Raw genomic sequence first — 13,534 nt, 5'->3', positions numbered from 1 at the left:
CAACAACTCCGGCGGCGACCTAGCTGGTCGACAGCGCCACCGAGGCCTCGCCGGTGTACGTGAGGAACGTCAGCGACTCCTGGAAGTACAGATCGACCGTCTCGGAGTCGTGCGACAGGTAGCCGATCGACAGGTCCTGGCCGATCTGCAGATCGAAGTCGCCACCACGGGAGGCGAGCACGAACGCGCCGTCGATCGCCGGCGCCCAGATGATGTCCCCGTCGATGAGTCGCTTGATGTGCTCCCGGATCGGGTAGCCGTGATCGGACGTCTCGCTCACCTGCGTGTAAGCCTCGGCGCTCAGCAGCACCGAGTACGGGCCGTCGACGCCGGCCAGGCGCAGCTCGGACAGGGCCTGGCTGATCACCTCGGGCACGTCCCGCACGTCCTCGGGCAGTCGCAGCGGCGGATTCGACGAGCTCGCCCGGATGCCCTCGATGCCGGCGGCGGCGTAGCCCTCGAAGATGGCGCGGTCCTCGGCGAACGCGATCTTCTTCGCGGCCTCCTTCACGGCGTCCCAGTCGGAGTCCTGCGCGCCGCGCTCGACGTTGTCGATCTCCTCGCGGGACAGCGTGAACGGCACCCGCAGCTCCACCAGCGGCGCGACGCGGCGCTGGCGGGCCAGCACGCCGGAGCCCGGAGCCTCGATGGTCGTGGTGCGGCCGAGGCCGACCGCGGAGAAGTCGGTGCCGTGCGGACCCGAGACGTCGACGACCGTGCGTCCCGCGATGTGCCGCTTGAAGGTTCGGGTCGCCTCCTCCTCGATGGACGCCCACGCGGCGTCGGTGATGGGGGCGAGACCGCGATAGAGATTGTTCATATTGTGGAACTCCTTCTCAGACTGCCAATTCCGAGTGATCCGTCAGCGGCGGGGGACGGGCTCGTGTCGTCGTCGGCCTGCCGGATGCCCGGCGCCGGCGGGAGGTCGCCGAGGAACTCGACGGTGGGGGAGAAGAACAGGCCGCCGGTGACGGCGGTGGAGAAGTCGAGGATGCGGTCGGTGTTGCCCTCGGGCTTGCCGATGAACATGTTCCGGAGCATCTCCTCGGTCACCGACGGGGTGGCGGCGTAGCCGATGAAATAGGTGCCGAACTCGGCGTCGCCGAGGCTGCCGAACGGCATGTTGACCCGCAGGATCTGCCGTTCGTCGCCGTTCTCGTCGGTGATCGTGTTCAGTGCGACATGGGAATTGGACGGCTTCACGTCGTCGTCGAACTCGATGTCGTCGAGCTTGGTGCGGCCGATGACCCGCTCCTGCTCCTCGGTGGAGATCGCGTTCCAGGAATCCATGTCGTGCAGGTACTTCTGCACGATCACGTAACTCCCGCCGACGAAGTCGGGGTCCGCGTCGCCGACGAGAGCCGCCTGTGCCGCCTCGATGTCCTCCGGGTTCTCGGTGCCGTCGACGAAGCCGAGCAGGTCGCGTTGCTCGAAGTAGCGGAAGCCGTGCGTCTCGTCCACGACGGTCGCGCCGCCGCGCAGGCGTCCGACGATCTTCGACGCCAGTTCGAAGCACAGGTCCATCGACACCGCGCGGATGTGGAACAGCAGATCGCCCGGCGTTGCGGGGGCGCGGTGCCGGGCGCCGTCGAGTTCGACGAACTCGTGCAGTTCGGCGGGGCGGGGGCCGTCGAAGAGTCGGTCCCATGCGGACGAGCCGATCGAGGCGACGCACACGAGCCCCGAGTCTGGGACCCGGAATCCGACCGCCTTGCGCAGGCCGTCGAGATCGGAGAGCAGATCGCGTGTCACGGACTCGCCACCCTCGTCGATCGTGAGCACGAGAAAGATTGCCGCAGGTGTCAATGGCGTCAGGATCAACTGGGGTCGGGCCACACCTCACGGTAGAACACTCGCACCCCGCCTGCCCGGGAACGGCGGCCGTCGGCGACGTGATGTCGCCGACGGCCGCCGTTCGCTCGCTCGGGCTACGCGGTCGCGCCCGCCCAGCTGTCCGGGCCGAACACCTCGTAGTGGATGTTCTCCGCCGGCACGTCCCGTGCGATGAGCGACTCCTTCATGGCCAGCATGAACGGCAGCGGGCCGCACAGGAATGCGCGGGTGCCGGGCTCGAGTGTCACCTCCGACAGATCGGCGCGCCCCACGCGGGTCCCCGCGAACGCCTCGCGCGCACCCAGATCCTCGTACCAGCGGTGCATCACGCCGGACGGCAGGCGATCGACCAGTTCGGTCAGCTCCGTGCGGTGGGCGTGCTGCGCCGCCGAGCGGTCGGCGTGCAGCACGGAGATGCTGCGACGGTCGCCGGTGGCCGCGAGGTGGTCGAGCATGCCGATCATCGGCGTGCAGCCGATGCCGGCCGAGACCAGCAGCAGCGGCGCATCATCCTCGGGCAGGACCAGATCGCCGAACGGCAGCGACACCGTCAGCTCGTCACCCTCGAAGACGTTGTCGTACAGGAAGTTCGACACCTCGCCCGCCGGGGAGAGGGCGCCGTCGGGCAGTGCCTGGGCCGAGATCCGCTTGACGGTGATGCGCCACTGGTCGTCGGCGGGCCCGCACGCGAGGCTGTACTGCCGGATCTGACGGGCGCCGTCGGGCAGGTGTACCGCGACCGAGATGTACTGTCCCGGCGCGAATGACGGGAGCGTCTCGCCGTCGGCGGCGGCGAGCGTGAACGACACGGTGTCCGCGGACTGGTGTGCCCGCCCGGTCACCCGGACCCGACGCCACACGTCACCGGCCTCGACGCCCGCCTTCTCGTACAGCCCGGCCTCCATCGCGATGAGGGTGTTCGCCATGAGCCAGTAGACCTCGTCCCATGCCGAGGCCACGTCCGGGGTGACGGCCTCGCCGAGGACCTCGACGATCGCCTCGAACAGGTGCTTGTGCACGATCCAGTACTGGTCCGCGGTGATGCCGAGCGATGCGTGCTTGTGCGCGATCCGGGACAGGATCGTCTCCACCCGCGCCGGATCGGGGTCGAGCTGCAGCGTCGCGAACGCGGCGATGGCCCCGGCGAGCGCCTTCTGCTGCTCGCCCTGCTGCTGGTTGCCGCGATTGAACAGATCGCGCTCGAGCTCGGGATGTGCGTCGAACATCTTGCGGTAGAACAGCGTCGTGATGTCGCCGATCGCGGCGCCCACCGCGGGCAGCGTGGCGCGGACGGTTTCCTTCGAGGCCTCCGAGAGCATCGGATTCTCCTGTCGTTCGGGGGAGTTACGGTTCGACCACTGCCGGCACGGCGGGTGTCGGCAGCACGGTTGCGGGGACGGACGGTGTGAGGTCGCGGACCGTCATGGCGTCCAGTGCGGTGTAGAAGGCTTCCTGTGCGTCGCGCAGTGCCGAGCGCAGGCGGCAGCCGCGACGCAGCGGGCACGGCTTGTCGCCCTCGCACGTGACCACCTCGCCGTCGCCCTCGAGTTGCCGCGTCAGCCAGCCCACCGACGCGGTCCGGCCGAGTTCGGTGATGGCCAGGCCGCCGCCGCGTCCGCGTCTGGTGGTGACGACGCCGAGTTCGCTCAGCCGTGCAACCACTTTCGTCGCGTGCGTGTAAGACACCGCGAGCTGCTCGGCCACCGCGCGGGTGCTGGGAGCGTCGGACGCGGGCTGTTCGGCCGCCAGTCGCATGACGATCCGCAGGCCCAGGTCGGTGAACTGCGTCAGTTGCATGACTCGACCGTATAAAATTGGAATCCTGGATTCCAATTAAATGTGATCCACGTCGCGGGCCTCCGGCCGAAGTCCCGACCTTCGGCATCGGGATGTAGGGGCTTAGGTCCCGAACCACTCGGGACCGAAGCATCCCCGCGCAAACCGGTTCGAGTGACTACCGTCGGAAGCGGCACCTCGACGTGCGGTCCGGGGCCGGACCGCACGCGAACGCCGCACCGATTCGTCGCTAACGGAAGAGGGTGAGCGGGATGACCGCACAGGGCACGGAGAAGGGCACCAAGGAGCCGTCGATCGCACGGGACGCGAACTCGGTGGTGGTCGGCGTGGACGGGTCGCCGGCCGCGGAGGCGGCAGTGGTGTGGGCCGCGCGGACGTGCGCGGCACGGGATCTGTCGCTGCGGATCATCCATGCCCTCAACTTCTCGCCCTACACCTACGGGGCGCCGTACCTCGACGTCGCGGGCATCTACGACTGGATGGAGGACGAGGGCAAGGAGATCCTCGGCCGTGCCGCCGCGGTGGCCCGGGAGGTGTCCGGTGATCTCGACATCTCCACCGAGATCTCCACGATGGGCGGCGCCCGTTGGCTGGTGTCGCTGTCCGAGGACTCGCGCGCGCTGGTCCTCGGTGCGTCCGGCAGTGGCGCGGCCGGCGGCATCGGATCGACCGCCGTCAACGCCGCGAGCCACGGTGTGTGTCCGGTGGTCGTCGTCCACGAGCGTGACGGCAAGGTTCCCGACGAGGGTCCGGTCGTCGTGGGCATCGACGGCAGTCCCACCAGCGAGCGTGCCACCGGGGTCGCGTTCGAGGAGGCCGCGCAGCGCGGGGTTCCGCTCGTTGCCATCCACGCCTGGAGCGACACCCCACACGGGACGCTCGCCGGCGGGCGCAGTGCCATCCGCGATCCACGCGCGTTCGAGGACGCCGAACGGGAGGTGCTCTCCGAGCGGCTCGCCGGATGGTCCGACCGGTACCCGGACGTGGACGTCCAGCGCGAGCTCTACATCGACGGCCCCCGCACCCATCTGCTCGCGTGGTCGCAGAAGGCGCAGCTGGTGGTGGTCGGCAGCCGCGGTCGCGGTGGTTTCCGCGGCCTCCTGCTGGGGTCGACCAGCAACGAGCTCGTGCAGAAGGCGCAGTGCCCGGTGATGGTGGTTCGGCCCGAGCGGTCGTAGAGTCCACTTTGTCGTAACGTCCGTCACAGGTAATACGGAATGGGGTCGCCGAAGTGCGCATCGGTATGGGCTTGAACTACAGCGGAGGTTTCGCGGAGACCGTCGAAGAGGTCGCCGACCTGGAACGGGCCGGGCTGGACATCGTCTTCGTCCCCGAGGCCTACTCGTTCGACGCCGTCAGTCAGCTCGGCTTCCTCGCCGCGAAGACGTCGACGATCGAACTGGCGTCGGGCATCTTCCAGATCTACACCCGCACCCCGAGCCTGACGGCGATGACGGCGGCCGGTCTGGACTACGTCTCGAACGGCCGGTTCGTGATGGGCATCGGGGCGTCGGGCCCGCAGGTGATCGAGGGCTTCCACGGTGTCAAGTACGACGCCCCGCTCGGCCGCACCCGCGAGCTGATCGACATCTGCCGCCAGGTGTGGCGCCGCGAGAAGGTCCAGTACCAGGGCAAGTACTACCAGGTCCCGCTCCCCGCCGATCAGGGCACGGGCCTCGGCAAGCCGCTCAAGCTGATCAATCATCCTGTGCGTGAGCGGATTCCGATCGTCATCGCCTCCCTCGGTCCGAAGAACGTCGCGATGACAGCGGAGATCGCCGAGGGCTGGGAGCCGATCTTCTTCCACCCGGAGAAGGCGGAGTCGGTGTGGGGCGAGGCGCTCGCCGCGGGCAAGGCCAAGCGGGACCCGAGCCTGGGCGACCTGCAGATCTACGCGGGCCCCGCGCTGGCGATCGGCGACGACGTCGAGCCGATGCTGCAGTGGATCAAGCCTCATCTCGCGCTGTACATCGGCGGCATGGGCGCCAAGGGAAAAAACTTCTACAACGACCTCGCGTGCCGCTACGGCTACGAGGAAGAGGCCGAGAAGATCCAGGACCTGTATCTGGCCGGCAAGAAGGAAGAGGCCGCCGCGGCCGTGCCCGACGAGCTGGTGCGGGCGGTCTCCCTGATCGGGACCGAGAGCTTCGTCAAGGAGCGCGTCGCCGCGTTCGCCGCGGCCGGCGTGACGACTCTCAACGTGACGCCGATGGCGGCGGACCGCGCCGGGCGAGTGAAGCTGATCGAGCAGTTGCGCGCCATCGTCGACTGACGGCAAACACCTCGGCGAGAGCCCCGGAGTCCTTCTCGGACGTCCGGGGCTCTCGCGTCTGCGCCGGGCGCCGTGCTGCGCGTCACCCGCGGCACGGGACCGAAGACCCACACGCCGGACCATCGAAACCGGGACAATGGTCCTCGACCGGTCCGTAAGGGTGAAGGAGAAGCTGAATCCAATGAGCGCAACCGAAGCGATCGTCGTCGCCGTCGACGGATCCGAGGCGGCATCGAACGCGGTGGTGTGGGCGGCTCGTGCCGCCTCGGTGCACCAGCGGCGCCTGCACATCGTGACCGCCGTGCACATCCCCGCGTTCTACTACTCCGAGCCGTACCTGGCCCGCAGCTTCCAGGACGAGCTGCGCGACACCGCGCGCTCCCGCCTCGACAGCGCACAGGTCCTCGCCAAGCAATCCGTCGAGGACCTGCCGTCGATCGAGGTCACCACCGAGCAGCTCGAGGGCCGGCCCGCGCCCATGCTGATCGACCTGTCGGAGCAGGCGTGGATGGTGGTCCTCGGCTCGCACGGGCACGGCGAGATCACAGGCCTGGTCGTCGGCTCCGTGACCGCCGCGGTGGCCGCGCACACCGCCTGCCCCATCGTGGTCGTCCGCGGCCGCACCCTCGACGGGCGCCCGCCCACCGAGGGGCCGATCGTCGTCGGCGTCGACGGCTCGGAGTCGTGCAAGCCGGCCGTCGCGGCCGCGTTCGAGGAGGCCGCGATGCGCGATGCCGCGTTGATCGCGGTCAACGTGTGGAGCGATGTGAGTGTGCAGCCGTCGCTCGGCGCCACCCCCGACGATCCGCACTGGAGCAGCATCCAGACCGGGGAGGAAGTGGTGCTCTCCGAGCGGCTCGCGGGCTGGCAGGAACGCTACCCGGACGTCGACGTCGAGCGCGTCGTCGCGCGTGACCGTCCGGTGCGCGTGCTCAGCGAGTACGCCGAGCAGGCGCAGCTGATCGTGGTCGGTACCCGTGGTCGCGGTGGTTTCAAGGGCATGCTGCTCGGCTCCACCAGCCGCGCGATGCTGCACACCGCCGACTGCCCGGTGCTGATCGTGCCGTCCGGAAACGTCGACTAGAACTACCGACTCCGACACTGGGGCCGTGGAACCGTCGGTTCCACGGCCCCAGTGTCGTTGCTGCCTCGCCCCATCCCATTGCCACGGTTTGGCTCGAAGCCGTGCACGACAGCTCGCCTCATCCGCCCGAGCGTCGCACGATTGCTCGGTACTGCCGAGGATTCGATCGCGACCACAGTCGCGGCGGGGCAGGTCAACTCGCCCGCAACCGCGGGGCGCGGGTAGTCGGCACCGAGTCGCCGCGAAACCACGAGCACCTGGCCGCCTTCGGTGCGACCCCGATCGACTACACCGGTGACTGGGAGCAGGCTGCGATCGACGCGGAGATCGCCGCGGCGCAAGATCTCTCCGCCGCCGGACACGTCCGCGGCAAGCTGCTCCTCGAGATCGTCCCGCAGTAGGACCCACCTGCCGTACCGGGGCTGCCGGGGTCGACGAGTGGTTCGTCAGGTCCCGGACAGCGCGAGCATCCGATAGCCCGACTCGTTGAGCGAGTGGTGGTGCGGCCAGCGGGTCGCGGTCCACTCCGGATCGTTGTGAGCGGCCACCAGCGCGGCGGTCGTCGCCGAGTGCAGATCGAACTCGAGTCCGCGGCGTAGTTGGCGTGCCTCGCCGGGGTCGGGTGCGGCGTCGATCTGTTCGATCGTGGCCGCGACCCGGGCGTCGGCGTCGTCGAGGATCCGGCGGTACGACATCGGCAGCACCGTCCACAGCACGACGACGGCGACGACGACGCCGATCACCGTCTCGAGCAGACGGTCGCGGGTCACTCCGGTCAGGTCGTCCGGCGACCCGAGCCCGCCGAGCAGCAGGGCGAGGATCGTGATGAACACCATCGCCAGTCCGTAGTTGCGGACGAGGTACGCCTGGATTCCTGCCATCGACGCGGCCAGCACGAGCACGAGCGCCACACCGTTCGGGTCGATCGGGGTCAGCGCGGCGAGGATCACCAGGCCCAGCACGGTTCCCGCGAAGCGGTGCACGGCCCGATAGGTACCCAGGATCCGGTCCGGGCCCTGGTGCAGGATCATCGCGGCGGTGATGACCGCCCAATCCGGCCGGGCGACGCCGAGAACCATTGCGAGGGCCCCGGCCGCAGGACACGCGACGAGCAGGCGCACGACGATGAGCGCCGACCGGCCCCGCAGGTGTGCCGCCCGGCCGAGCCGGAATCGGATGGTCGGGCGCGGGGCAGGGACTCGTCGCGACAGATCCTCGGCGTCGGCATCGAGAATCGCCGCGCTGCCGTGCAACAACGAGACACAGCGGTCCTGGGCTGCGAGCAGATCCAGGGTGAGGGGGTGATCCCGGGCGGCGATGCCGGCGTCGTGCAGACACTGCCATGCCGCGTGGACGGCCTTGACGGCTGCGTGCCGCCGCGCCGCCGATCCCTGATCGTGGTCGAAGGCGTCGACCGCCGCGATCGCCGATGCGATCGCCGCGCGTTCGGGTGTGCGCGGCCGCAGCAGGCACCCCGACATCGCGATGGGCACCGCGGTGGCCGCTCCGACCGCGGTCCAGGCGACGACGTGGCCGACGGGAACACCGGCCGCGGGCAACGCCGACGCGATCTCCACCGCGAGCAGTGGGAGGAAGGCGCCCGGTGCACCGATCCGGAGCGCGTCGACCGTGAAAGCGGCAACGGCCACGAACACCGACATCGCGAGCACCAGCGCCATCGGCCACAGTGCGGACCCGCCCGAGGCGGCCGCATCGTGGACCGCGCTGCCGACGACCGCGCCGAGGGCGGCCGCGACCACCATCACGCCCGCAGCCGCCGAGACCGCCCGCCACCGCACCCGGTACGGCCGGCCCTCGCCGTACACCACCGCGAAGGCGCCGAGCGTCGCCGTCGCGGCCGCCAGGTCGTGGCCGAGCGCGATCCCGGCGAGAGCGGGCAGGGCGACGGCCACGGCCGCCCGCGTCGTCCCCGGCCAGTGTCGTCCGACCCGCGGCACGCGCACCAGCGCGGGCCACGCGCGGGCCGGCGTGGGAATCGGGGGAGGGACTTCGATCGACACGGCTGCTTACGTTACGAAACGATCCGGGCAGTGATCGAATCAGACAAAACGGCGCCCTCGGTCGGTGCCCGCGGGCACCGGTGACGGGAGTCCGTTCGGATGGTGTGTGCCGAGGCGTGCGCGAGCCTCCCCGCCTTCGTGATTCCTCCACTCATCGGACCGGATCGGAGTTAAATAGATTCGGCCAGGCGCAAGGGATTTCGACACGAGCAAGCACAGCCAAGTCCACCGCCCACCCGCACCGGTCCGGTGCCACCTGCGGGAGGCAGATCGTTTCGGGGATGCGCGATGAACGAAGCAGCCTTGGGAGTCCACGCGAGCGGTAGCAAGCCCGCCGTGACCCGACCGGAACCGTCCGAACCGACCGACGATGACTCGGGTGGCGGTCTCGATGTCAGCGGTGCCGGCGTCACCTTGCCGACACTGCTCGCGGTCGCGCGACTGACGCCCCCGCAGGCCGCGCAGCTGGTCGCGGACCTGGTCGGGCAGGTCGAACTCGCGGGCACGCGCCGGGGCCGCCCGGTGACATTGCAAGACGACGCCGTCATGGTGTCCGACGGTGGACGGCTCACGATCGACGGCGTCACGTCCCGCATCGAAGTGGACGACGCGATCGTCGGCCTGATCCGGAGTATCGCGACCAATTGCCGGGGGTCGGGTTTCGGTGACCTTCTGTCCGAATCCGTTTCGGGTGCAACGGATCCGGAAGGACTGATTCGCCGGGTTCGTCGGGTGATCGATCCCGAGCTCGACCCGGTCGGCGAGTCCCGGCGGAGGCGTCAGATCGGCGAACTCGTCCGGGCGACGACGGGACGGTCGCGGCCGGGAAGTCGGGCAGTGGACGATCGGGAAGCTTCGACCGATGTACCGGACGGTCCGTCCGTGCCGGCCGGATCGCTCGTGACGAGTACCGGTTGGTATCCGCCGGTCCGAAGCCCCTGGCACAGTCGTCGGCGTCGGCCGTCCCGTCGTCAGGGCCTGTACGTCGTGCTTGCCCTCGTCGTTCTCGCCGGGTCGGCCGCGGCGGCTCCGCGCGCCTGGGATCAGTTGAGCCGGGGCTGGGACGCCTTGGTCCATCCGGTGAACACCTCGTCCGCGCAGAACCGCATCGAGCCGGTGTCGCCGCCGCCCGCGCCGGCGGACCCGGCCGCGGGAGGCGGTGTCGCGCCGGCGCTCGTCGACATGGGTGCTCCGCCCGCCGCTGGTCAGATAACCAGGGTCACAGCAAGTTTCGCCGACGGGTCGTGCAGCCCCGGCAAGCCGTGCGCGGTACGGGTGGACGTCGGTCTCGATCCGTCGACGGTCGGTGCGGTCACCTGGAAGCTGAACGTTTACGACCGGTGCACCGGTGAGGTGCGCGAGGGCGGGGACGTCACCATCCCGGCCGAGCCGGGGCGGGACGGTGTCTACGGTCTGAGCCGGACCACGCTGCCGGACGCTTCCGCCCTGGGCATCGCCGCGGTCACGAGCGCGCCGGCGGTCGCCGCGTCGGAGCCGCTGTACGTGCCCGCCGAGAACGCGGTCTGCCGATGAGCGGCGACGGCGGCCGGGTGCGGGGACACGATCGCGAGTCCGACCCCTGGATCGTTGCGGCGGCGGTCGTCCTCGCGGTGCTCGGCCTGCTCAACCTGGTCTCGATCGGGTTCACGTCGCAGGCGATCCGCCATGCGTTGTTCACCGTGATCGGACTCGGGTTGATGTGGGTCGTCTCGCGCATGCGGGTGAACAATCTGGCCCGGTTCGGATGGGTGACCCTCGGGGTCTCGGTCGTGATGCTGGCGGCCGTGCCGCTCGTCGGCGTCGCGGTCAAGGGCGCTCAGCGATGGCTGGACTTCGGCCTGTTCACCGTTCAGCCGTCCGAGATCGCCAAGCTCGGTCTGGTCGTGGTGTCGGCAACCATCCTGGCCGGCGGCTACACGTTCGGCCGGTTGACGGCGGCGTTGGCGATCGCGGGTGCCGTCGTGGCACTCGTCGCGTTGCAACCCGACCTGTCGAGTGCCGTGGTGCTCGTCGCGATCGCGCTGTTGATGCTGGTCCTGGCAAGGGTGCCGGCGGCGCCGCTGATGCCGTTGTTCGCACTGGGGATCGCCGCGCTGCCCATCGCCGTGCTCTTCCTCCGCCCGTACCAGCTCGAACGGATCCAGACGTTCATTTCGAGCGATGCCGATCCGAGCGGGTCGGGTTGGGCGTCGATGCAAGCCGACATCGCGATCGGCAGCGGTGGTCTGTGGGGCCTGGCGCGCGACCCCATCTACGACCTGCGAGCGGCCTACCTTCCCGAAGCCGAGCACGACCTCGCGTTCGCGAGCGTCGTGTACGGGTGGGGGCTGTTCGCCGGTATCGCCGTCATCGCGGCCAGCCTGGTGATCACGTGGCGTGCCGCGCTCGCCGCGCGCCGCGCCCGGACCCGGGAAGCCGCACTCGTGGCGGCGGGCGTCGGCGGGCTGTTCGGGATCCACGCGGTGCTGTCCATCGGGGCGAGTCTGTCGGTGCTGCCCCAGACCGGCATGCCGCTCCCGATGTTCAGCTACGGCGGCACCGTCGCGGTCGTCGGATTCGTCGCGATCGGGCTCGTGCTCGCGGTGCGCCGCGACGGCGTCGGCCGGCCGCTGTGGGCTCAGCCCTCCACCCGCCGGCGACGGCCGCGGGGCGTCACGGCGGGTTCCCTCGCGGTCACCGCGCTCCTCGTGGCGATGTCGGTGTTCGCCTGGCAGTTGCAGAGCGACCGCGGTCCGGAATTGCGCGCGTTGAGCGATACCCAGATGACCCGTTGCATCCGTCTGCCCGCCGAACGGGGCGAGATCCTGGACCGGAACGGTGTGCCGCTGGCGACCAACGTTCCCGAGTACTCCATCTCGGTGGTCAGTCGTATGTTCGACGAGGACGACTCCGGGGAGCGCAGCTTGCTTGCCGGGCTGCTGGGTGAGCCCGACACCGAGCTGGCGACAACCCTGGCGGACGGCGGCGAAGGGGAGATGCAGGCCGTCGTCGGCCAGGTTCCGCCCGATCAGGCGCGTCGGATCATCGATGCGAAGCTGCCCGGCGTGCTCGTCGTCCCCTCCGGGAAGCGGCACTATCCGTACGGCACCACACTCGCCTCCGTCCTCGGCTACGTCGGCGTCGGTGATCCGCAGGACATGGAACGTTGGCCGCAGCTCGCACTCGGGTCGAGGGTCGGCCGAGCGGGTCTCGAGAAGCAGTACGACGCGCTGCTCCGCGGCACCGACGGCAGGCAGTGCGTCTACGTCGATCCCGCCGGAAACCTGGTCGGACCCGCCGAGCGCGTGGATCCGGTACCGGGCCACGACCTGCGCCTCCATCTGGACATCGGGCTGCAGACCCTGGCGACGGATGCACTGGCCCAGGCGGTCCGCAGCAGCGGAGGCGACCTCGGCGCGGCGGTGGTGATGGACGCGCGCACCGGTGGGGTGCTCGCGCTCGCCAGCGTGCCCGGGTACGACAACAATGTCTACGGTCCCCCCGTCGACGCCGTCGCGCTGGCCGCCCAGACCGAGGGCGCCGGGCCCGGACGGATGCTCAACCACGCCTACCAGACCGCCGCGCCGCCCGGCTCGACCTTCAAGATCGTCGTCGCGTCGGCGAACCAGGAGGATCAGGTTCTGGACCCCGAGCAGGTGATCGAGACCGGCGCCGCCTACAGCTACGGCGGGCACACGTTCGCGAACTGGCAGCCGATGGGGCCCAACAAACTGTTGGGCGCGATCCAGTGGTCGGACAACGTGTACTTCTACAAGCTCGGCGAGCTCCTCGGTCCCGAGCGGATGGCGAAGACCGCCTCCGAACTCGGAGTGGGCAGCCGATCCGGGATCGACCTGCCCGGCGAGTCCGCGGGGTTCCTGGGCACACCGGAGAACGTCGGCGACATCGGTGGCACCTGGTATCCCGGCTCGACGCTGTTGATGGGTATCGGGCAGGGCACGGTGATCGCAACCCCGATCCAGGTGGCGCGGTGGACGTCCGGCATCGCGACCGGAGCGATCGTCACCCCGCAGCTCGCCGCCGCCGATGCGACCGGCGACGGGGCACCGATTCCGACGGGGGAGCCGCAGCGGCTTCCCTTCGCCGACAAGCTCGGTCCCGTCCGCGCGGGGATGCGGGCATCCGCCTCCGCAGGCACGGCCGGACAGCTCGCCACGCTGCCGGTGACGGCCGGCGCCAAGACCGGCACGGCGGAGGATCCGTCGGCGCCAGGCGGTCTCAACGCCTGGTTCTCCGCGGTGGTGCCCTTCGAGTCCCCCGAAATCGTTGTCACGGCGCTGGTTCGTGGCGGTGGATTCGGATCGGCGACGTCCGGTCCCGTGGTCAAGGCGCTCCTGGAGCGTTACCTCGCGGGGCGACCGGCACCGGCGCCGGGTCGGTGATAGCTGTTGTGGGTGATCCCCCGCTGCGGATCGGACGCTGCGGGGGATCAGAGGATGTGGGAGATCAGCCGCTGTAGGCGGCGACGACCTCGGGGTGATCCAGGCAGGCCGTGGCGCCTTCGGCGACGCATGTGAGCGGTCGCTC

11 protein-coding genes are annotated in these 13,534 nt (G+C 69.9%); 6 read left to right on the top strand and 5 right to left on the bottom strand.

The window, feature by feature from the left end:
- Positions 1-19: 19 nt before the first annotated feature.
- The 4 genes from J2X34_RS27550 to J2X34_RS27535 all read right to left on the bottom strand — a co-directional run bounded on the left by J2X34_RS27550 (position 20) and on the right by J2X34_RS27535 (position 3,630).
- Positions 20-820, bottom strand: coding sequence for a family 1 encapsulin nanocompartment shell protein (locus tag J2X34_RS27550; RefSeq protein WP_114718122.1), 801 nt, complete (start codon positions 818-820; stop codon positions 20-22).
- Positions 817-1,836: a Dyp-type peroxidase gene (locus J2X34_RS27545; protein ID WP_114718123.1), complete on the bottom strand. Its 1,020-nt coding sequence runs from the start codon at positions 1,834-1,836 to the stop codon at positions 817-819. Before J2X34_RS27545 ends, J2X34_RS27550 begins: the two co-directional genes overlap by 4 nt.
- Positions 1,837-1,928: 92 nt before the next feature.
- Positions 1,929-3,152: a globin domain-containing protein gene (locus J2X34_RS27540; protein WP_114718124.1), complete on the bottom strand. Its 1,224-nt coding sequence runs from the start codon at positions 3,150-3,152 to the stop codon at positions 1,929-1,931.
- 25 nt (positions 3,153-3,177) lie between these two features.
- Positions 3,178-3,630 (bottom strand): RrF2 family transcriptional regulator, encoded by a 453-nt coding sequence (locus J2X34_RS27535; RefSeq protein WP_114718125.1) that lies wholly within the window; start codon positions 3,628-3,630, stop codon positions 3,178-3,180.
- Between the two features lie 251 nt (positions 3,631-3,881).
- On the opposite strand from J2X34_RS27535, the gene J2X34_RS27530 reads away from it, so the two are divergent.
- The 4 genes from J2X34_RS27530 (at position 3,882) to J2X34_RS27515 (ending at position 7,387) form a co-directional block, all read left to right on the top strand.
- Positions 3,882-4,808, top strand: a complete 927-nt coding sequence (locus J2X34_RS27530) for a universal stress protein (RefSeq protein ID WP_114718126.1) — start codon at positions 3,882-3,884, stop codon at positions 4,806-4,808.
- Between the two features lie 53 nt (positions 4,809-4,861).
- Positions 4,862-5,902: an LLM class F420-dependent oxidoreductase gene (locus J2X34_RS27525; protein ID WP_114718127.1), complete on the top strand. Its 1,041-nt coding sequence runs from the start codon at positions 4,862-4,864 to the stop codon at positions 5,900-5,902.
- 181 nt (positions 5,903-6,083) lie between these two features.
- Complete coding sequence (locus J2X34_RS27520; RefSeq protein WP_114718522.1) at positions 6,084-6,986, top strand: universal stress protein; 903 nt, start codon at positions 6,084-6,086, stop codon at positions 6,984-6,986.
- A gap of 101 nt (positions 6,987-7,087) precedes the next feature.
- Positions 7,088-7,387 (top strand): hypothetical protein, encoded by a 300-nt coding sequence (locus J2X34_RS27515; protein ID WP_114718128.1) that lies wholly within the window; start codon positions 7,088-7,090, stop codon positions 7,385-7,387.
- Positions 7,388-7,432: 45 nt separating this feature from the next.
- On the opposite strand, the gene J2X34_RS27510 is transcribed toward J2X34_RS27515, so the two are convergent.
- On the bottom strand, positions 7,433-9,007 hold the full coding sequence (locus J2X34_RS27510) for an FUSC family protein (protein ID WP_429520281.1): 1,575 nt from the start codon (positions 9,005-9,007) through the stop codon (positions 7,433-7,435).
- Between the two features lie 288 nt (positions 9,008-9,295).
- Between J2X34_RS27510 and J2X34_RS27505 the strand changes: the two genes are divergently transcribed.
- A complete protein-coding gene (locus J2X34_RS27505) occupies positions 9,296-10,540 on the top strand; it encodes a hypothetical protein (RefSeq protein ID WP_429520280.1) in 1,245 nt (414 codons plus the stop codon).
- A complete protein-coding gene (locus J2X34_RS27500; RefSeq protein ID WP_429520279.1) occupies positions 10,537-13,389 on the top strand; it encodes an FtsW/RodA/SpoVE family cell cycle protein in 2,853 nt (950 codons plus the stop codon). The genes J2X34_RS27505 and J2X34_RS27500 overlap by 4 nt, the downstream gene beginning before the upstream one ends.
- Positions 13,390-13,534: the final 145 nt, after the last annotated feature.

The organism is Rhodococcus sp. BE178 (assembly GCF_050433545.1).
Lineage (GTDB): Bacteria > Actinomycetota > Actinomycetes > Mycobacteriales > Mycobacteriaceae > Prescottella.
This window is presented reverse-complemented; position numbering and strand designations above follow the sequence as displayed.